The organism is Micromonospora sp. NPDC005291 (assembly GCF_040607415.1).
Classification (GTDB): Bacteria; Actinomycetota; Actinomycetes; order Mycobacteriales; family Micromonosporaceae; genus Micromonospora.
Map to the genome: position 1 here is coordinate 97,154 of NZ_JBEXGR010000002.1, position 19,832 is coordinate 116,985.

General features: G+C 70.4%; 19 protein-coding genes. 5 read left to right on the plus strand and 14 right to left on the minus strand.

The features are described from left to right. The first annotated feature begins 204 nt into the window (after positions 1 to 204). On the plus strand, positions 205 to 636 hold the full coding sequence (locus tag ABZT18_RS02725; RefSeq protein WP_354992046.1) for a hypothetical protein: 432 nt from the start codon (positions 205 to 207) through the stop codon (positions 634 to 636). Between the two features lie 359 nt (positions 637 to 995). On the opposite strand, the gene ABZT18_RS02730 is transcribed toward ABZT18_RS02725, so the two are convergent. Both ABZT18_RS02730 and ABZT18_RS02735 read right to left on the minus strand, forming a co-directional pair. Next, positions 996 to 2,375, minus strand: a complete 1,380-nt coding sequence (locus ABZT18_RS02730; RefSeq protein ID WP_355250330.1) for a hypothetical protein — start codon at positions 2,373 to 2,375, stop codon at positions 996 to 998. A 97-nt stretch (positions 2,376 to 2,472) separates the two neighbouring features. Next, a complete protein-coding gene (locus tag ABZT18_RS02735) occupies positions 2,473 to 2,730 on the minus strand; it encodes a hypothetical protein (RefSeq protein ID WP_354992048.1) in 258 nt (85 codons plus the stop codon). 290 nt (positions 2,731 to 3,020) lie between these two features. Between ABZT18_RS02735 and ABZT18_RS02740 the strand changes: the two genes are divergently transcribed. Continuing rightward, positions 3,021 to 3,914 carry a DUF1996 domain-containing protein gene (locus tag ABZT18_RS02740; RefSeq protein ID WP_354992049.1) on the plus strand — a complete coding sequence of 298 codons (894 nt, stop codon included), beginning with the start codon at positions 3,021 to 3,023 and terminating at the stop codon, positions 3,912 to 3,914. A 71-nt stretch (positions 3,915 to 3,985) separates the two neighbouring features. Beyond that, positions 3,986 to 4,645, plus strand: coding sequence for a DUF305 domain-containing protein (locus tag ABZT18_RS02745; protein ID WP_355250333.1), 660 nt, complete (start codon positions 3,986 to 3,988; stop codon positions 4,643 to 4,645). 142 nt (positions 4,646 to 4,787) lie between these two features. Here the strand turns inward: ABZT18_RS02745 and ABZT18_RS02750 are convergent, their stop codons facing one another. Together ABZT18_RS02750 and ABZT18_RS02755 are read right to left on the minus strand one after the other, a co-directional pair. Then, positions 4,788 to 5,732, minus strand: a complete 945-nt coding sequence (locus ABZT18_RS02750; protein ID WP_355250336.1) for an ATP-binding cassette domain-containing protein — start codon at positions 5,730 to 5,732, stop codon at positions 4,788 to 4,790. Further along, the gene (locus tag ABZT18_RS02755; protein WP_355250339.1) at positions 5,693 to 6,934 is read right to left on the minus strand and encodes a transposase; all 1,242 of its coding nucleotides are present in this window, start codon (positions 6,932 to 6,934) and stop codon (positions 5,693 to 5,695) included. Before ABZT18_RS02755 ends, ABZT18_RS02750 begins: the two co-directional genes overlap by 40 nt. Positions 6,935 to 6,950: 16 nt before the next feature. On the opposite strand from ABZT18_RS02755, the gene tnpA reads away from it, so the two are divergent. Further along, the gene (tnpA, locus tag ABZT18_RS02760; RefSeq protein ID WP_355250342.1) at positions 6,951 to 7,367 is read left to right on the plus strand and encodes an IS200/IS605 family transposase; all 417 of its coding nucleotides are present in this window, start codon (positions 6,951 to 6,953) and stop codon (positions 7,365 to 7,367) included. A gap of 58 nt (positions 7,368 to 7,425) precedes the next feature. Here tnpA and ABZT18_RS02765 read toward each other — a convergent pair whose 3' ends face one another. The 4 genes from ABZT18_RS02765 to ABZT18_RS02780 all read right to left on the minus strand — a co-directional run bounded on the left by ABZT18_RS02765 (position 7,426) and on the right by ABZT18_RS02780 (position 11,065). After that, positions 7,426 to 7,605, minus strand: a complete 180-nt coding sequence (locus ABZT18_RS02765; protein WP_354992053.1) for a hypothetical protein — start codon at positions 7,603 to 7,605, stop codon at positions 7,426 to 7,428. Positions 7,606 to 7,717: 112 nt separating this feature from the next. Continuing rightward, positions 7,718 to 7,891, minus strand: coding sequence for a hypothetical protein (locus ABZT18_RS02770; RefSeq protein WP_355250345.1), 174 nt, complete (start codon positions 7,889 to 7,891; stop codon positions 7,718 to 7,720). A 169-nt stretch (positions 7,892 to 8,060) separates the two neighbouring features. Beyond that, positions 8,061 to 9,302, minus strand: a complete 1,242-nt coding sequence (locus tag ABZT18_RS02775; RefSeq protein ID WP_354992055.1) for a low temperature requirement protein A — start codon at positions 9,300 to 9,302, stop codon at positions 8,061 to 8,063. Positions 9,303 to 9,526: 224 nt separating this feature from the next. Then, positions 9,527 to 11,065, minus strand: a complete 1,539-nt coding sequence (locus tag ABZT18_RS02780; protein WP_354992056.1) for an NAD(P)/FAD-dependent oxidoreductase — start codon at positions 11,063 to 11,065, stop codon at positions 9,527 to 9,529. A gap of 210 nt (positions 11,066 to 11,275) precedes the next feature. On the opposite strand from ABZT18_RS02780, the gene ABZT18_RS02785 reads away from it, so the two are divergent. Then, the gene (locus ABZT18_RS02785; RefSeq protein WP_355250348.1) at positions 11,276 to 12,238 is read left to right on the plus strand and encodes an AraC family transcriptional regulator; all 963 of its coding nucleotides are present in this window, start codon (positions 11,276 to 11,278) and stop codon (positions 12,236 to 12,238) included. A gap of 3 nt (positions 12,239 to 12,241) precedes the next feature. Here the strand turns inward: ABZT18_RS02785 and ABZT18_RS02790 are convergent, their stop codons facing one another. Genes ABZT18_RS02790 through rhaI form a run of 6 tightly spaced genes read right to left on the minus strand, consistent with a single transcriptional unit; the run spans position 12,242 to position 19,790 of the window. Beyond that, entirely contained in the window at positions 12,242 to 12,868 is a 627-nt protein-coding gene (locus ABZT18_RS02790; RefSeq protein ID WP_355250351.1) for an LUD domain-containing protein, read from the minus strand. Then, a complete protein-coding gene (locus tag ABZT18_RS02795; RefSeq protein ID WP_354992059.1) occupies positions 12,865 to 14,319 on the minus strand; it encodes a LutB/LldF family L-lactate oxidation iron-sulfur protein in 1,455 nt (484 codons plus the stop codon). Before ABZT18_RS02795 ends, ABZT18_RS02790 begins: the two co-directional genes overlap by 4 nt. After that, positions 14,316 to 15,098: a (Fe-S)-binding protein gene (locus tag ABZT18_RS02800; RefSeq protein WP_354992060.1), complete on the minus strand. Its 783-nt coding sequence runs from the start codon at positions 15,096 to 15,098 to the stop codon at positions 14,316 to 14,318. Before ABZT18_RS02800 ends, ABZT18_RS02795 begins: the two co-directional genes overlap by 4 nt. A gap of 2 nt (positions 15,099 to 15,100) precedes the next feature. Then, positions 15,101 to 16,537: a rhamnulokinase family protein gene (locus ABZT18_RS02805; RefSeq protein WP_354992061.1), complete on the minus strand. Its 1,437-nt coding sequence runs from the start codon at positions 16,535 to 16,537 to the stop codon at positions 15,101 to 15,103. Continuing rightward, positions 16,537 to 18,570 (minus strand): bifunctional aldolase/short-chain dehydrogenase, encoded by a 2,034-nt coding sequence (locus ABZT18_RS02810; protein ID WP_354992504.1) that lies wholly within the window; start codon positions 18,568 to 18,570, stop codon positions 16,537 to 16,539. The genes ABZT18_RS02805 and ABZT18_RS02810 overlap by 1 nt, the downstream gene beginning before the upstream one ends. 38 nt (positions 18,571 to 18,608) lie before the next feature. Continuing rightward, entirely contained in the window at positions 18,609 to 19,790 is a 1,182-nt protein-coding gene (gene rhaI / locus ABZT18_RS02815; RefSeq protein WP_354992062.1) for an L-rhamnose isomerase, read from the minus strand. Positions 19,791 to 19,832: the final 42 nt, after the last annotated feature.

The window sequence follows — 19,832 nt, forward strand, 5'->3', positions numbered from 1 at the left end:
CAGGTGGGGCAGTCCGACGCGTCGGACTGCCCCACCTGCGCGTTCCGACCGCACTGATCCGTCCGGGCTGCTGGACGCGACCCTTCCGTCCCGCGTTTGGCGGCCGGAGGCGCGGGAAGACCTCGCCGATCGGGCCCAGGCGACCCGCCACGTCCGTCGTCCGGCAGCGCTGGCGATGCCGGCGAGACCCGAGGAGGAGCGAGGATGAGCCCACGCAGGACAACCGTCCCGGCACGCAGATCGCCCGGGCCCACCAAGGCCACCGGGGCGACGAAGATGCCGCCGAGCCGGAAGGTGGCGGCCAAGAAGGTCGCCGCTGCCACGAAGCGGGCCACCGGCGCGAGCGCAGCCAAGACGCCCGGCGAGAAGCCCACGCCGACCACGCCCCGCGTCGCCCGGAAGAAGGACGTTTCCGCCACCACGGCCTCGCCCAGCCGCAGGCCGACGGCGAAGGCGGCCGCCGCCAAGAACGCACCACCAAAGAAGGCACCCACGGCGAGGGCCGCGGCGAAGAAGGCACCGGCGAAGAAGGCCGCGCCGACCCGGGCCCGCACCACGTCCGCCACCAGGGCGCCGGCCAAAAAGGCGACCACCATGGAGTCGTTCGGCAACCGGCGTACGGCGCGGAAGACCTGAACTTCAACGCCTACCCGATGTGTCGCACCAGCTCGCTGACCGTAGGGGAGGCGTCGCCGCAGGCGTGCACCACCCTCACCATCCGACCCCGCCCGCCCGCGCCGTTTTGGCACCCCGCTCGGTCTGCACACCCGCGGGTCGAACGTCGTGGACGCGCGTGTGGCCGACGGTACCGCCCGGGTGACGTATCGGCGGCGTGAAAAACCGGCGCGTCGGCTCTAGAGTGCGTGAAGATCCTTGCCCGGGTCGACCGGGCTGAGATCTGCTGGACGGCGTCGGGGTGAAGGACCACCCCGAGCGAGGTGAGAAGGACGACGGGAACCCTCTCCCGGAGTGCGGGGGGGTGTGCGACAGGGGGGTCACCTGGTCCGCCGGCGGAGCCGCCGGACCCACCCGAGCGGCCTCCGCCGCGCCCTGCCCGGGGTCCGAGTGACTGCCCGGCTCACCCGGTCCGCCTTGAGGCCGGCGCGTCCGAGCAGCCGGATCAGGAGCCAGCAGAACACCGCCAGCGTGCCGAACAAGGCGGCCGTCACGATCCGCCAGGGCATGCTCTCGACCTGCATCATCTCCGGCAGGAGCGCGGCGACGCCGGCAACCGCGGTGACCGAGAACAGCCACTGGAGCCGCTGCTGGAACAGCGCCGTCTGCAACCCGAAGAGCTGGCCCAGATTGCTGCGGAGCAGTTCCAGGCGCTGCCGGGCGGCCTGTAGGTGCCGGGACACCCGCAGCCCGTCGATGAGGAACGTGGCCACCGCGATCCGCACCGGATCCCGGTACATCAGGTCCACGTTGCCGACCTCGGCCAGCCCTCGAGCGAGTTGCAGTTGCACCCGCGCGAGGTGGGTGATGCGGGCACCCAGTGAGTGCCCCGGCCCGACCAACTCGTCGCGGTCGTTCGGATCCACCCCCACCCAAAGTTGACAGAAGAACCACTGGGCGTGGATCTGCCCGTACATGTCCTGCACCAGCCGTACCGCCGCGGTACCACCGTCGACCCCGTCGTGCAGGACGGCCACCGTGGACCAGCCGGTGGTGCGCACCATGAGGCCGCGTAGGCGCAGCGGCCCGTCGTCCGCAGCCGCACCCGGGGCCACCGGCAGGGCGGAGAGCCGCAGCAGCGACTCGACGATCGGCGCGTTCTCATGCTGCTCGGGGCCGCGCAGCACGAAGAACTGCCGCATGTTCTGGAACGGGTAGCGGCGTTCCCGTGGCTCGAACCCGGCCGAGTCCCGAAGGATCCCGCGGATCGCCTCGACGTAGGCCGCGACCGTCAGCCCACCCGCCTCGAAGCTCTCGGCCTCGACCGTGCTCAGGTGTCTGGCCAGGTTCGGCGGGAAGGTGTCCAGGTCGCGCAGGTGCCGGAAGTAGTCGACGGTGTTCTCGCGGATCAGGTCGTCATAGAACCGGCAGATGTCCTCGGTGCTGACCGCTGGCTCGGGTGCGGCGAACCGTAGGTCCACCGAGATCACCCCCAGCGCCGGGTAGATCACGACCTGGGTGCTGGTGGCCCACGTGGTGCGGCCGATCCGTACCGCCGAGGTGCCGAGGGAGAGCTGCAGCACCGGAGGATGGGTGGCGAGGTACGAGATGTTGTATGCCCTGGTCTCCTCGTGCTCGACCACGTCGACCGTGATGGTGCCCAACCCCGCCAGCAACGGAATGGCCGGCTCCACGTCCTGCACGGTGCCACCGAGGTCGAACTTGATGGGTACGTAGATGTGGTCGATATCGAGGCTCACGCATTCATTGTGGCTGCCGGGATCAACCTTTTACCGCCCCGGCACAGGTGGTGCCAACTACCGGTGCATACCTAACTGATCTCTCACCCGGAGAGCGTCAGATGGCCGCCGCCTTGGCCACCTTCCACTCCCCGTCGACCGGAACCAGTGTGAGCACCACGCGATTCTGGTCGACCTTCTCCCCGGCCGTGTTCACGTTGCGCCGGTACTGGTTGAGGTACACGAGCAGCTCGACCCGTTCGGCGGTCGCGGTCACCACGCCCGTCGCGGACACCTCCGCCGCCACGACCGCCTGCTGCGTGGCTGCGGTCTGCTTCAGCGCAGGCGTGGTCTGCTCATACTCCTTGCCGAGCACCTCGCCGACTGGATCGCCACCCGCGGCTACGCCACCAGCTGACCCGCACACAACAACACGACCGAAGGGCCGGACCCCACCAGGGTCCGGCCCTTCGGCGTCGTCATTTCCACCAACTGCGGTACGTATTGACAAGCTTCGACATCGGGGTGAGGCTGGGGTCAGTGAGAGCGCTCTCTCGCTACCCCGGGCTCAACAGACCACCACCAGTCTGGCCAGGGCAATCTCCGATGTCTTCGGCGGCGGCGCCGGAGCTGCCCCTGACCCGTCCCCCCGACAGGAGTCACGAGATGGACAGGGCCGCACCCCTCTCCGGCATCCACCGCCGGCTGCGCCTCGCCACGGCGATCAGCGCACTGCTGGTGCTACTCGGCACGTACATGGTTTCCACCACCGCACGGGCCGACGCCGCCCCCGGCGCCAACGCGATCCGGGTCGCCGAGTTCCCCGCCGACTGCACCTACAGCCACCGGCTGCCGGACGACCCGATCGTCTTCCCCAAGCTGCCTGGCGCCTCGCACATGCACAGCTTCTTCGGCAGCACGGTGACGAACGCCAACACCACCCTCCCGGACCTGGTCAACTCCCCCACCACCTGCAACCCGCGGGTGGACGTCTCTTCCTACTGGGTGCCAACCCTGTACCGCGACAACGTGCCGGTGGAGCCGGCGATCTCCACGTTCTACTACCTGGGCGAGGGGGTACGCGCCGACGTCGTCGCGAACACCCAGCCGTTCCCGCTGGGTCTGCGACTCGTCGCCGGCAACGCGCGAGCCACCGGGCCGAACGACAGCATCGCCCGCTGGTCATGCCTGCACGCCGGGCAGGTGCCGCCGTCGAAAGACTTCGTCAACTGCCCGGCCGGCACGATGCTGGAGTCGTACCTGGACTTCCCCCAGTGCTGGAACGGCCGAGACCTCGACTCCCCGGATCACAAGAGCCACCTGGCGTACCCGGTGAACCAGGCCTGCCCGAGCACCCACCCGGTGCACGTGCCGAAGTTGCGGCAGGTGCTGCGATACCCGGTCACCGGCGACCCGTCGCACTTCCGGCTGGCCTCCGGACCGGGCTACACCATGCACGGCGACTTCTTCAACGCCTGGCCGGTGGCGGAGATGGCCCGCCGGGTCCAGGACTGCATCCGCCCCGTCATCAAGTGCGGCCACGACGGCCGACCGATCTGAGCCGACACGTTCACACCCGGAGGCGGGCCCGGTCCACGCCGGGCCCGCCGTCCGGGGCGAAAGGAGGCCGGATGCGGATCCCCGTGACCGCACCCATCCCCCTGCTCCTCGTGGCGCTGCTCGTCACGGGCTGCGCCACCGGATCGCCAGGCCCCGCCCGAACCACGCCACCGACTGCCGCGCCGTCCACGGCCACACCACCCACGGCCGAGCCACTGACTGCGCCGCCCAATCAGGTCCCGTCCGCAACGGCCGGCCCGACCAGCCAGTTCAGCGCCACCGACATCGCGTGGCTTCAGCTGACGGTGGCGATGACCGAACGTCTACTGCCGGTGCTCGACATGGTGCCGAGCCGGACCACTGACCCGGCCTGGCGGCGGATGGCCGAACGGGTCGGCGCGGTACAACGCGAAGACCTGGGCCGGGCCCGCCGGCTGCTCGCCGCGTCCGGCGCCCCGGCCTCCAACCCGCACGAGGGTCACGACATGCCGGGCATGGTCACTGACGAGGAGTTGGCCGCGTTGCAGTCATCCAGCGGGGTTGTGTTCCACCGGTTGGCAGGCCAGCACGTGCGCGCACACCTGGCACAGTCGGTGCGGATCGCCACGGCGGAGCAGCGGGCCGGGCTTCACCCCGCGACCACCGCCTTCGCCATGACGGTGGTCGCCGCGGGCAACGCGGAGCTCACCCGGCTCGAACGGATGGACCGGCCGCCGGCAGCAGGCCCGTGACGTGACCGCGGCCGACCGCCGCCACCCGAGAAACGGAGGAACCGGCCCCCGGCGGCGGGCCGAGTGACGTGACCACCGCCGACCGCCGTCCTACGAGAACGCATGGACCGGCCGGGTGACGTGACCGCACCCAACCCCCGTCCTACGAAACTGGCACCGGCCCCACGGCGAGAGTGACCTCCCGGCCCGACCATCGGGACCGGAGCCGCCGGTCGTGGCTGGCGACGACGATGGCGCCCGGCCCGGTGCCCAGTGCCTCCTCCAGCTCGTCGCAGAGCCGGGGCGAGAGATGGTTGGTCGGCTCGTCGAGCAGGAGCAGGTCCGGCGGGTCGGCGACGAGCACCGCGAGGCCGAGTCGACGACGCTGTCCGACCGAGAGTTCGGCCACCGGGCGGTCGAGGTCCGCCGTAGCGAGCAGACCGAGTGACGACAGCGGCACCGCCTCAGCCCGTTGCGCCCCGACAGTCGCGTCGAAGATCTGCCGCGCTGTCCGCCGCGCATCGGGGAAGACACTGTCCTGCCTGAGCAGGCCGATACGCAGGTCCGGTCGCCGCCGGACGGTTCCGACGCAGGTCAGCTGGCCGGCGAGGACGGCGAGCAGCGTGGACTTGCCCGCGCCGTTGGGCCCAGTCACCAGGAGCCGGTCGCGGGCCAGGATCTCGAGGTGCGCCACCCGTAGTCGGCCGGGCACCTCCAACCGGTCTGCCGTGACGATGGCCTCGTTGCCGTCACCGGTGGCGAGAGCAGGCCCGTGAAAGCGCAACGGCTCGGGCGGAGCGGGGATCTGGACACGCTCAATCGTCCCCAGCCGCCGGGCGGCGTCGCGAACGCGGCGAGAGATCTGGTTCTGGACGCGGCCGGCGGTGTGCCCGTACCCCATCTTCTCGCTGTCGCGGGGGCCACGGCCGTGTGCGACCTGGTGCCCGGTCACGGCGGCGGCCTCGCGCAGTTCGGCGAGGAGTGCCTGCTCGTCGTCGTAGCGGCGGCGCCACCGGTCGGCCTCGGCGCGCTTGGCCGCGAGGTACTCGGTTTGACATCCTCTCCGCCCTAAAGGACGGAGGTTCCCTCCACGCTGCGCGTGGAACACGCGGCGTCCGGGTGAGTTACCGCTTCGCCGCGCGGTGCCGGGACGGGTCCCGGTCTTACCTGCGCTCCACGGTCGTTGAAGTCCGCCTGTCCGGCGGCCTTGACGTTGATGGCGGCGTTGACGTCCCGGTCGTGGGCTGCTCCGCAAGGGCAGTCCCACGCTCGGATATCCAGCGCCATATTCTCGTTGATCCGACCACACGCCGAGCACGTCCGGGTGGACGGAAAGACCCGGTCCACCCTGGCGAAGGTACGCCCGTACCGGGCGGCCTTGTACTCCAACATGCCCGTGAACGACGCCCATCCGGCGTCGTGCACAGATTTCGCCAGCCGGGTCCGGCCGAGACCGACCACGCACAGATCCTCGACGTACACCGCTTGGTTTTCGCGGATGATCCGTGTCGAGAGTTTGTGCTGCCAATCCCGCCGGGTGTCGGCCACCCGGGCGTGCGCCCTGGCTACCTTCACGACGGCCTTCTTGCGGTTCTGACTGCCCCGCTGCTTGCGGGACAGATCCTGCTGCAACCGGCGCAGCTTGCGAGCCGCGCGGCGCAGAAACTTCGGTGCCGTCACCTTCGTACCGTCCGACATGACCACGAAGTGGGTCAGGCCCAGGTCGATACCGACCTCGGAGTCCGCCTCGGGCAGCGTCTCGTCCTCGGCAGTCTGCACGACGAACGAGGCGAAATATCGGCCTGCCGCATCCTTGATGACCGCCACGGACGACGGGTCCGACGGCAGAGTCCGCGACCAGCGCACGCGCAGGTCGCCGATCTTCGGCAGGCGCAGGCGGCCGTTGTCCAGCACCGTGAACCGGGAGTTCTTCGTGAACCGGATGGCTTGCCGGTTGTCCTTGCGAGACCGGAACCGGGGCGGGGCCACCTTAGGGCCCTTGCGGCTGCCGGTGACCGAGGCGAAGAAGTTGCGGTAGGCGGTGTTCAGGTCCGCCAGGGCCTGCTGCAACACCACGCTGGACACCTCACCCAGCCACGCCCGCTCCGGCGTCAGCTTCGCCTCGGTGATCAGACGCCGGGACAGCTCAGCGTCGGAGACGGACTTCTCGCCCGCCTCCCGCGCCTGCCGGCGCAGGCGCAGCCCGTCGTTGAACACCACCCTGGCACACCCGAACGACCGGGACAGCGCCTCGCGCTGAGCGGTGTCCGGGTACACCCGGAAGTTGTAACGGAGCTGCACGAGAAGCACTGCACCATGTTGGTCTATGGCTAATCTCGAAGGCATCCGCACTGGCAGACACTGTGTTTTTGCTCTGCACGCCCACTTGGTTTTCGTGACCAAGTTTCGGCACAGTGTATTCGGTGACCGACACCTCACCCGGATGGAAGAGATCATGCGGTCGGTCCGCGCGGACTTCGAGACCGAACTGGTCGAGTTCAACGGCGAGAACAACCACGTGCACCTGCTCGTAAACTTCCCGCCCAAGGTCGCCCTGGCGAAGCTGGTCAACAGCCTCAAAGGCGTCTCGTCGCGGCGGATGCGGCAGGAGTTCCCCGACCTGGTCCGGCACTACTACCGGGCCAACAAACTCTGGTCAGGTTCGTACTTCGCGGGCTCCATGGGCGAGGCGCCGCTCAGTGTCGTGCGTCAGTACATCGAGCAGCAGAACCGCCCGGTTTAAGACACTGCTCAGGCCTTGGCGGCCCTCAGAGGTTAGCTCACCGCCAGCGACACCGGTGTCAGCTCGCGCCCATGCTCGACGAGCTGTTGTCCGACGAGTTTCCCGGGCGCGAGGTGTATCGGCCCGCCAGTCGCCCGGCCCGCGCCCGGCGCCCCAGCGCGCCGATGATCGTCAGCAGCAGGACGGCGAAGAGCACGATCCCCCCGCCAAGCACGGCAAAGATCATTCCGACCGACATGCTCCACCGCCCTCCGACCCACGACCGGTACGGCCGGGTGAACAGATCCTGACACGATCAGGCCCTCTGAGCACCTGCCCGCAGGGAGTCGATGGTGAGGTCGAGAGCGGCCTCAAGGTGGTCGATCTTGCCGGTGGACAACAAGAGCAGCACCCCGCCCTGGATGCCGGCCGCCGACGATCCCGTCGGCGTAGGTGACCTGGCGCAGTTGTGGCAGCGGATCGGGCATGGAGTCGAACAGGTTTTCCTCGCCCGCGACGAGCGGACGAATGACCAGATCAGTCATGGCTTGGTCCTCCGGGAAGCGAGCGCCCCGGGTCAGGTCCGCGCGAACGCCGGAGCGCGCGGGGGGCGCAGAACATCGGACATTGTTCTGACCTCCTCCCGGCTCGACGGCGTGCCCGAAGAACATACGCGCAACGCTCGCCGGCCCGCAATGGATTGCCGGACGCGGGTCACAGCGTCGGGTTGGTCTCCGACCCGCGCCGGTGGGCGCGCTGGTCGAAGACGGCGATGCCGACCAGGATCACCGCCGCGGACGCCGCCACGGCGACCGGCGGGAGCAGCACCATCGGTATCGCCGCCACGGCCAACGCCAGCGCGCCGATGTACAGCGCTCGGCAGCGCGGCGCGAATCGGTTTTCCTGCTCCAGGAAGCTTCGCCCGACAAGGAACAGCACCGGGCCGCCGAAGATGATGGCCACCAGTGCCCAGTCGATCGGCGGGTGCGGATCCTCGATGACCTGCCCGAAGCCGACAGCCGTGCAGATGATGCCGCCGACGATGAGCAGCAGGCTGTAGCTCGCCCACCGGGACAGCCGTATCCCCTCCCCGCCCGAGGTCGACGCCTGGCCGGACCCGACGTGGTAGAAGTAGATTCGCCAGAAGGACACCGCGGCCGTGAACGCGGCGACGAGGGTGATGGTCCCCTCGGTGGAGAAGCCCGGGAAGCTGACGGCGGCACCTGCCTCAAGCACCACCTCGGCGAGCGCGATCATGAAGAACTGGTTGTACCGCTCGGCGAGGTGTTCCTGGGAGACGGTGACCCCCGTGATGTTGAGCCGCTGCCCACCGAGCCGCTGCCCACCGAGCCGCTTCCCGCTGATGCGCTTTCCGCCCAGTCGAAGCGCGGGCCAGGTGGTGGCGGCGCCGATCATCTCGATGGTGAGGGCGAGGGTCCAGAAGATGCCCCGACCGAGCCCTCCGCTGATGCCGCCACCGATCCACAACACGCCGGACACCAGGTGCCAGGTCAGCACCCGGGCCGAGAACGCCCGACCCGGGTGCCCCCGCAGGGCGAGCGTCAGGAAGAGCGGTCGACCGACCTGAATGATCACGTACGTGCAGGCGAAGACGACGCCGCGCTGGCCGAACGCCTGCGGCAACGAGACAGCCAGCACCAGCGTGCCGAACATCGTCGCCAGCAGGACGGCCTGTAGTTCGGTGCGCCGAGGGTCGTAGGTGCTGGCCAGCAGAGCGTTGAGCGACCAGATCATCCACATCGCCGTGAAGAACAGCACCGTCTGGCCGGCCTCCGACAGCAGCGTCTGCCGGACGATGGTCAGGTCGTCGGCGACCCGCCCGGCGAGGCGGGCGAGCGCGAACACGTACACGATGTCGAACAGCAGCTCCAGGACCGTCGCCGAACGCGGGCTCTTGCTGTCCCCGAGCCCGCGGAATACGGCGCGCGTCAGCACGTACGGCGGGACAGCTCAGCCGGCCAGAGCCGCCGGCGCGGGCGCGCCGGGGTGGTAACGGTGCTCAGTGACCTGCCCCGCTGCCATCGCCCCTGAACCTCCCCGCCGGCATCATTCCTGTCCGCACATTTTATCCGCCCATAGAAGGATCACGGTGGTTATGCGGAGACCTGGTGGGGCCGTTCGGGCCCGGTTGAACGCGGCGCTGGTCGGCTGCGTCGCTCTCACCGCGTCGCGCGGACTGGCCCGGTCGGTTGGACCTGGCCCGCCGCAACCTCATCGGCGGTACGCCGAATCATGTGTGCCGTCACCCTCCGGTACGAACGCGGGTCGACGGGGAACAGCCATTGCCGGGCCCGGGTCAGTGGGCCGAGGTTGAGCCCCAGCTCGTTGAGCACCTCATCGATGTTGTGCATCGAGAACGGGATGATGTTCGTACCGCGGGCGTGCCGCCCGTTGGTACGCGCCGCCATCCAGGCCAGGCGGGCACTCACCTCGTCGCGCATCCGGCCCTCGGTCGGCAGCGTGATCCCGCCCCGCAGGTACGCGGCCGTCCAGACCGCCGCCATCTCGGCGCTGAGCGGGCTGAAGAAGGACGAGTTGTAGCCGGCGAACGTCAGGTGCGGCACGCCGATCGGCAGGATCTGGCGGTAGAGCATGAAGTTGCCCGCATCGTCCTGGAGCCGGGCGTGCAGCGCGTCGTCGAAGAACGGCACGCGCTGGCGGAAGCCGGTGCCACAGATGACCAGGTCGGCGGCGAGCACCGTGCCGTCGACGAGGCGGGCGGCGGGCCGGCCGCCGTCCTCCACGAGCTCTTTGATCACCTGGTCCCGGTGCACGGTGATCCGGCCGTCGGCGACGCGCTCGAAGAAGCCCTCGGTGGCGAGGCTGACCGTGCTTCGGGCGATGTCCTCGAAGCCACCGTTCGGCACGAGGCCCAGCTCGCGCAGCTTGAGCTGCCTGGTCGCGACCGAGCCGACGCTGTCGACCATGCGTCGTCGCAGACCGTTGCCCGGGCCGTGCAGGAACCGCTCGAAGCCCTTCAGGTTGAGGTAGCGGAACAGCGCCTCACCCATCCGGGTGAGCAGCAGGTACTTGTAGTTGAGCGCCCCGCCGAGCTTCCTGGGCATCTTCCAGAGCAGTTCGCGAGCCACGACGTGGGTCTGGGCGGCGACATCGCTCAACGGGATCGCCACATCGCAGGACGACTTTCCGTAGCCGACGACGAGGACGTTCCTGCCTCGGGCCGCCTCGATGTCGTGGAACTCCCCCGCTGCCAGCACACGCCCTCCGGCGGCGGCGAAGTTCGCGTGACCCTCGAAGGACGGGACGAGCGGTTCGGAGAAGATGCCGTTGGCGACGATCAGGTGGTCGTACCGTTCCACCGTCACCGGGTCCCGGGCGTCCGTCGGCCGCGACGAGATCAACCACCCGGTCTCGTCGTTGACGAGCTCGGCGGAGATGACCTCCGTGGACAGGCGCAGCACGGAGGCGAGCCCGAACTTCTCCACGTAGCTCTCAAGGTACTGCTGGACCTGCTCACCCGACGGCCACTGCGGGTAGTGGGCGGGCATCGGCAGGTCGGACAGGTGATAGGTGCCCTTGTCGTTCTGCGTGTGCAAACCGGGATAGCGCCGGGTACGACTCCACACCCCACCGACGTCGGGCGCCTTCTCGAACACGGTGACGACGAATCCGCTCTGCCGCAGCACCTTCGCTGCGCTCACACCGGCGAATCCAGCGCCGACGACGGCAATCCTCATGACATCCTCCCGGGTGCGTGACCCGCTGATGAAAACCGCGCCAGCGGTGACCGCACGCTAGCGAGCAGGCCAGGAAGGTCGCTATCCGCGAGACGCGGGGTCTGTCCGCTGTACGCAGACCGACCGCCCGTTGTCGGGTCGACGGCTTTCGTGCGCTGTCCTCCGGGTCACGACTTATGGTCAGCGCATCAGGACGCGCGGAGGTGTCGGATGGATGCCGTGACGGTCCGGACGGACGACATCGAGCGGGCTCGCACCGAGGTGGGCCGCGTCTTCTGCCCGCACCGGCTCACCCCGCAGGCGGGCGTGCGCAGCGTCCAGCTGCGGATGGCGGCACGCCGGGTGGGCGGGGTGGGTGTCATCGACCTCGACTACGGGCAGGCGGTGCGGATTCAACCGCCCGCGCTGGAGACGTTCTACCTCGTCCAGATCCCGCGCGCCGGCAGCACGGTGGTCCGGCACGCCGGTCACACCGTCACCTCGACGCCCGGGGTCGCCTCCGTCCTGTCCCCGTACGACGCCTCGGACATGCACTGGTCCGAGGGGTCACCACATCGGATCTTCTACGCCGACCGGCGCACTGTCGACCGGGAGCTCGCCCGCCTCCTCGGTCGCCCGCCGGACGACCCGGTCCGCTTCGACATCGGCATGATCATGACCACGTCGACCGCGCAGGCGTGGGCGCGCGGGGTGGCGTTCCTCGCCGACGAGCTGTCGCAACCGACGGAGGCGTCCCTGTTCGACCACCCGCAGGTCGCCGCCCGCTTCGAGCAGGGGCTCATCGGCAAGCTGTTGCTGGCCCACCGGCACACCCATTCCGACCTGCTCGCCGAGTCGGGCCACCACCCCCACCCAGGGCGCCTCGTCCGCCGGGCCTGCGCCCTGATCTCCGACCACCACAGCGAGGCACTGACCGTCGGTGATATCGCGGAGGCGCTGCGGGTGAGCGTACGAACGCTGCAGGACTGCTTCCGCCGGGAGTTGCAGACCAGTCCGACGGCGTACCTGCGCACCTGCCGGCTCGACGCGGTGCACCGCGCGCTGCGCGCGGGCGATCCCGGGGTGTCCGTGACGAGCGTTGCCGTGCAACACGGCTTCGTGCACCTCGGTCGGTTCGCGACCGACTACCGGACCCGGTACGGCGAAGCGCCGTCCACGACCCTGCGTCGCTGACGATCATCCGGCCTGTTCAGCAGTGTCGGCCCGCGGGACGATCACCACGTGCAGGTGTCGAGGGCCGTGGACGCCCTCGACCCGGTTGAGTTCGATGTCGCTGGTGGCGGAGGGACCGCTGATCCAGGTGAGTGGACGGTGCGGGTCGAGGCGCGCGAGGGCGTCCGGGACACCCGCGACGACCTGATCGGTGCGCACCACGCAGATGTGCACATCGGGCAGGAGCGTGATGACCCGCCTACCCTGGTCGGCGGCCGCGTCGAGGATGACGGTCCCGGTCTCGGCGACGGCCACCGCCGCCGCGGTGACCACCCCGTCGGCGGTGGCGATGTCCTCCCTCCGGAGATTGTCGTCGATCAGCACGTCGACGCTCTCGGGCAGCCAGTGTCGGGGCAGCCCCGCCGGGATCACGACCCGCCGGCCACCGAGGATCGCGTCGACGACCTGCGCCACCTCACCGTCGGAGCACCGGTGCACGGTGGCCCGGTAGTCGGTGAGCCGGTGCACCAGGACGTCGAGGTGCACGGCACCGCCGGCCGGCCGGTAGTCCCGCGCCACGTCGGCGGGGGTGGACGGCTCGGGGCCGAGAGCGGCGCGCACCCGGCCGAGGATCACCTCGCGGGAGCTCATCGCTGCGCCCACCATTCGCGGAAGGTCTGCGGTGGCGGCTGCGGCAGGTCGCGGCCGACGGTCCAGCCGGACAACGGCGGGGGGAGGCCACGGCCGCGCCGGCCGGCGAAGCGGGCGGCCCGCGAGCCACGCTGCGCGGCCTCGTACAGCGGCAGGTGATCCATGGTGTACGCGGCGGCGGCCATGGTGACCGCCTCGGCGCTCGGCAGGCGATGCTCGCTCCGGTAGGCGGTCACATGCTCCGCGCGCAGGTGCACCAGGATCGACGGGATGTCGATCTTCACCGGGCACGCGTCGAAGCACGCGCCGCAGAGCGAGGAGGCGAAGGGCAGGGAGGCGTTGTCCTCCACCCCGGTCAGCTGGGGTGAGAGCACGGCACCGATCGGTCCCGGATAGACGGATCCGTACGCGTGGCCGCCGGTGCGCTCGTAGACAGGGCAGACGTTGAGGCAGGCGGAGCAGCGGATGCAGTGCAGCGCCTGGCGCCCGACCTCGTCGGCGAGCACCGCACTGCGGCCGTTGTCCAGCAGCACGAGGTGGAAGTCCTGCGGCCCGTCGTCGGGGGTGACGCCGGTCCACATCGAGGTGTACGGGTTCATCCGCTCCCCCGTGGAGGCCCGGGGCAGCAGTTGCAGGAACACCTCCAGGTCCGCCCAGGTGGGGATGACCTTCTCGATGCCCATCACGGTGATCAGGGTGTCCGGCAGGGTGAGACACATCCGGCCGTTGCCCTCGGATTCGACCACCGCGAGGGTGCCGGTCTCGGCGACCGCGAAGTTCGCCCCGGAGACCGCGACCCGGGTGCTGAGGAACGTACGCCGCAGGTGACGGCGGGCCGCCGCCGCCAGGATCGCGGGTTCGTCGGTCAGCGCGGGGTCCACGCCGGGCATCTCACGCAGGAAGATCTCGCGGATCTCCGCGCGGTTACGGTGAATCGCGGGTACGAGGATGTGGCTGGGCTTGTCCCGGCCTAGCTGGACGATCAGCTCGGCCAGGTCGGTCTCCACCGGTTCGATGCCGGCAGCCTCCAGTGCCTCGTTGAGGCCGATCTCCTGGGTCGCCATCGACTTGACCTTCATGACCCGGTCGCTGCCGGTGGCCTTGACCAGCGCGGTGACGATCCGGTTGGCCTCGACGGCGTCGGCGGCCCAGTGCACGGTGCCGCCCGCGGCGGTGACCGCCGTCTCCAACTGGTCCAGCAGCTCGGGCAGGCGTGCCATCGCGTCGGCCTTGATGGCGCGGCCGGCCTCGCGCAGCTCCTCCCAGTCGGGGACCTCGCTGATGACGGCGGCCGACTTGGCCCGGATGGTGGCGGTGGCGTGGCCGAGGTTGCGGCGTAGTTGGGCGTCGGCGAGGCTGCGCCGGGCCGCCACCGGGAAGGGTTCGTCGCCGCGCAGGTGCCCGACACCGCGCGGTGCGGTGGCCGGCATGCCGAGGAAGGTCCGGGTCATACCGGCACCTCACCGGTCCGTCGCTGCGCCTGCTCGGCCGGCTCGGCGGTGGCCTCGGTGCTGGCCAGGATCTCCGCGAGGTGCACGGTGCGTACGCCGGTCCGCAGCCGGGACAGCCCACCGCCGATGTGCATCAGGCAGGAGGCGTCCCCGGCGGTGCAGACGTCGGCCCGGGTGGCGAGCACGTGACGCATCTTGTCGGCCAGCATCGCCGTCGAGGTGTCGGCGTTCTTCACCGCGAACGTGCCGCCGAAGCCGCAGCACTGCTCGGCCTGCGGCAGCTCCACCAGGTCCAGGCCGCGGACCTCACGCAACAGCCGCAGCGGCTTGTCCCCCACCCGGATCATCCGCAGCGAGTGGCACGTCGGGTGGTACGTGACCCGGTGCGGATAGTAGGCACCGACGTCGGTCACCCCGAGCACGTCGACGAGCAGCTCCGACAGCTCGTACGTGTGACGGGCGACCTCCTCGGCCTGGCTGGCCAACCGCTCGTCGCCGGCCCGTCGGGCGACCATCGCGTGCTGATGGCGCACCGACCCGACGCACGAGCCCGACGGGGCCACCACCACGTCGTACGGGGCGAAGGTCCGCACGTGGCGACGCACGAGGCGCAGCGCCTCGTCCGGGTAGCCGGTGTTGATGTGCATCTGCCCGCAGCAGGTCTGGTCCTGCGGGAAGGCGACCTCGTGACCGAGCCGCTCCAGTAGCCGTACCGTCGCCTTGGCCGCCTCCGGGAACAGGGTGTCGGCCAGGCACGTGACGAACAGGGCTATCCGCATGCTCAGTCCTCCCGTCCGAGGCGCCGGGCAGCTGCCCGCCACGCCGTCGCGTCGGCGCGTGGCTCGTACCGCACGATCTGTTGGGTCGCACGCAGTACGGACCGCAGCGACGCCAGGTCACCGCCGATCACGCCGAGCGCGCGGGCCTGCACCAGGGCGTTGCCCAGGGCGGTGGCTTCGACCGGCCCGGCGAGCACCGGCAGGCCGCAGGCGTCGGCGGTGAGCTGGCAGAGCAGGTCGTTGCGGGCACCGCCGCCGACGACGTGCACGACGTCGACGTGTCGACCGGAGAGCCGTTGCACCTGCTGGACAGCGCGCCGGTGCGCCAGTGCGAGGCTGTCCAGGATGCACCGGACCGTGGCCGCGGGGCTGTCCGGCAGCGGCTCCCCGGTACGCCGGCAGACCTGGGCGATGCGGGCGGGCATGTCGCCGGGTGGCAGGAAGGTGGGGTCGTCCGGATCCACCACGGAACGGAACGCCGGTTCCTCAGCGGCCTGCCGGAGCAGGGCGGGCAGGTCCGTGGTGCCCCAGGTGCGCAGTGACTCCTGCAGTGGCCAGAGGCCCATCACGTTACGCAGGTAACGGATCGTGCCGTCGACGCCGGACTCGTTGGTGAAGTTGGCCCGTCGGCTCGGCTCGCTGAGCACCGGGGCGTCCAGCTCGACGCCGACCAGTGACCAGGTGCCGCAGGAGATGTAGGCGAAGTGCGCACCGGCAGCCGGCACCCCGACCACGGCCGACGCCGTGTCGTGCGATCCCACCGCCACCACGTCGGGCGTTCCGGGCAGGTCGAGCGCGGGCAGGACCGGGCCGATCCGGGTGCCCGGCTCGCGCAGCGGCGGGAACAGCTCGCCGCGGATCCCCGCGTCGGCCATCAGGTCGGTGGCCCAGGCGCGGCGACGCAGGTCGTACAGCTGGGTGGTGGAGGCGTTGGTGACCTCGGCGCCGACCTCACCGGTGAGCCAGTACGCGATGAGGTCCGGGATCAGCAGCAGCCGGTGCGCGGCCTCCAACTGGGGCGTACCGGCGGCGGCGGCGAGCTGGTAGAGGGTGTTGAACGGCAGGTGTTGCAGCCCGGTCGTGGCATAGAGCCGCTCCGGCCCGAGCTGCTTGGCCACCCGGTCGCTGACGCCCTCGGTACGCCCGTCGCGGTAGTGCACCGGGTTGCCGAGCAGAGCGCCGGTGGCGTCGAGCAGCCCGTAGTCCACCGCCCAGGTGTCGATGCCGATCCCGGCGACCGGGCCGGCGGCGCGCAGCCCTTCCAGCACGCCCTGGTAGAGCGCCAGGATGTCCCAGTGCAGGGTGCCCGCCACCCGCACCGGCTCGTTGCGGAACCGGTGCGCCTCCGTCAGCTCCAGCGTCCCCGGCCCGACACGCGCGAGCATGACCCGGCCGCTGGACGCGCCCACGTCCACCGCGGCCAGTCGCACGGCGGTCATCAGCGGAGGAAGGCCGCGGCGACGCCTGCGTCCACCGGGACGTGCATGCCCGTGGTGTGCGACAGCTCCCCGCCGGTGAGCACGAAGACCGCGTTGGCGACGTGCTCGGGCAGCACCTCGCGCTTGAGCAGCGTGCGCTGGGCGTAGAACTCGCCCAGCTTCTCCTCCGGCACGCCGTAGACGGCGGCCCGCTGCGCGCCCCAGCCCCCGGCGAAGATCCCGGAGCCGCGGACCACCCCGTCCGGGTTGACACCGTTGACCCGGATGCCGTGACCGCCAAGCTCGGCGGCGAGCAGCCGGACCTGGTGCGCCTGGTCGGCCTTCGCCGCGCCGTACGCCACGTTGTTCGGCCCGGCGAACAGGGAGTTCTTGCTGGAGATGTAGACGATGTCCCCGCCCATCCCCTGCGCCAGCAGCACCCGCGCGGCCTCCCGCGAGACGAGGAAGGAGCCCTTTGCCATCACGTCGTGCTGGACGTCCCAGTCCGCTTCGGTCGTCTCCAGCAGCGACTTGGACAGCGACAGCCCGGCGTTGTTCACGACCAGGTCCACCCCGCCGAAGGCCAGGACCGCCTCGCGCAGGGCGGCGGCCACGGCGTCACCGTCGCTGACGTCGGCGGCGACGGCGACCGCCGTGTCGGTGCTGCCGATCTCGGCGGCGACGGCGGCAGCCGCCTGGGCGTCGCGGTCGGCGACCACGACGCATGCGCCCTCCGCGGCGAGCCGGTGGGCGATCGCCCGGCCGATCCCGGAGCCGCCTCCGGTGACGAACGCGACCCGGGTGGCGAGGGCCTTCGGCTTCGGCATGCGCTGAAGCTTCGCCTCCTCCAGGGCCCAGTACTCGATCCGGAACTTCTCGGCCTCGTCGATCGGCGCGTAGCGCGACACGGCTTCCGCGCCGCGCATCACGTTGATGGCGTTGACGTAGAACTCGCCGGCGACGCGGGCGGTCTGCTTGTTGACGCCGAAGCTGAACATGCCCACACCGGGCACCAGGACGACGGCCGGATCGGCACCCCGCATCGGCGGGCTGTCCGCGTTGGCGTGCCGCTCGTAATAGGCGCGGTAGTCGTCGCGGTAGGAGGCGTGCAGCTCCTTGAGGCGGGCGACCACGTCCTCGACGGGTGCGGTGGGTGGCAGGTCGAGCACCATCGGACGGACCTTGGTCCGCAGGAAGTGGTCCGGGCAGGACGTGCCGAGGGCGGCGAGCGCGGGGTGCTTCTCCCGCGCGACGAAGTCCAGCACCACGTCGCTGTCGGTGAAGTGGCCGACCTGCGGCCGATCGGTGGACGCCAGGCCCCGCAGCACCGGGAACAGCGCCGCCGCCCGCCGCCGTCGTTCGTCGGTGGGCAGCGGCTCGTAGCCGGCGATGACCGGGCCGAGCGGCTCGGCTCGACCCCGCTCGTCGAGGAACGCCTGCGCGCGGCGGATCATCTCCAGCGAGTTGCGTTCGCACTCGTCGCTGGTCGGGCCCCAGGCCGTGATGCCGTGCCCGCCGAGGATCACGCCGATCGCCTGTGGGTTGGCCCGTGCCACCGCGGCGATGTCGAGGCCGAGCTGGAAGCCGGGCCGCCGCCAGGGGACCCACAGGACCCGGTCGCCGAAGATCTCCTTGGTCAGCTCCGGCCCGTCGGCGGCGGCGGCGATCGCGATGCCGGCGTCGGGGTGCAGGTGGTCGACGTGCGCGGCGTCGACGAGCCCGTGCATGGCGGTGTCGATGGACGGCGCGGCCCCGCCCCGGCCGTGCAGGCAGTAGTCGAACGCGGCGACCATCTCGTCCTCGCGCTCGATGCCGGGGTAGACCTCGACGAGGGCGCGGAGCCGGTCCAGCCGCAACGCGGCCAACCCGGGCTCGGTGAGGGTGCCGAGGTCACCGCCGGAGCCCTTGACCCAGAGCAGCTCGACCGGACCGCCGGTGACCGGGTCGGTGGCCGCACCCTTGGCGGAGGTGTTGCCCCCGGCGTAGTTCGTCGTGGTCGGGTCGGCGCCGAGCCGGTTGCTGCGCGCGATCAGCGCCTGAACCTCGGATTGCATCGTCCTCACGTCCCCAGTCTGCGTTTCTTCGGTGATGGTCAGGCGCCCCAGCCGGCCTGCTGGCCGTCGGCGCGTTCGGCGCGGATCTTGTCGAAGTAGCCGGAGCGGGCGTACGCGGCCATCGGGTCCGGATCCAGGCCCAGGTCCGTACGGAACTCGGCCAGCAGTGGTCGGACGTCGGTGTTGTACGCGTCCATCAGCACGGCGTTCGCGGCGAGCACGTCACCGCTGCGCTGTGCTGCGGCCAGCGCGTCCGCGTCGACGAGCAGCGCCTTCGCCGTCGCCTCCTGCACGTTGAGCACCGAGCGGATGATGGCGGGGATCTTCGCCTCGATGTTGTGGCACTGGTCGAGCATGAACGCGATGCCCGCCTCCGGCGCCAACGCGTCGCCACGGACGATCTCGTACATGATCCGGAACAGCTGGAACGGGTCCGCGGAGCCGACCATCAGGTCGTCGTCGGCGTAGAAGCGCGAGTTGAAGTCGAATGCGCCCAGCTTCCCGACGCGCAGCAGGAACGCCACGATGAACTCGATGTTCGTGCCCGGGGCATGGTGCCCGGTGTCGATGACCACCTGCGCCTTCGGACCCAGCTCCAGGCAGTGCGCGTACGCGGTGCCCCAGTCCGGCACGTCGGTGGTGTAAAAGGCCGGCTCGAACAGCTTGTACTCCAGCAGCAGCCGTTGGTCGTCGCCGAGCCGGTCGTAGGTTTCGCGCAGCGCGGTCGCGAGCCGGTCCTGCCGGGTGCGGATGTCGTCCTGGCCGGGATAGTTGGTGCCGTCGGAGAACCAGAGCTTCAGGTCGCGGGAGCCGGTGCGGTCCATGATGTCGACACACTCGAGCAGGTGGTCGATGGCCTTGCGGCGCACCCCCGGGTCCGGGTTGGTGACGCTGCCCAGCTTGTAGTCGTTGTCCTGGAAGACGTTGGCGTTGATCGCGCCCAGGGCGACACCGTGGTCCCCCGCGTACGCGGCCAGATCGGCGTAGTCGTCGACACGGTCCCACGGGATGTGCAGCGCCACCGTCGGTGCGACGCCGGTGAGCTGGTGTACGACCGCCGCGTCGGCGATCTTCTCGTACGGATTGCGCGGCACACCCTCCTGCGGGAACACCTTGAACCGGGTTCCGGAGTTGGCGTACGCCCAGGACGGGGTCTCGATGCGCTGGCCGCGCAGGGCTTGCTTGACCCGATCGAGGGTCTGCGCGTCGGGCTGCGTCATGGTGTTTCTCCCGTCTCTGCGGCGCACCGCGTCGCACGCTCT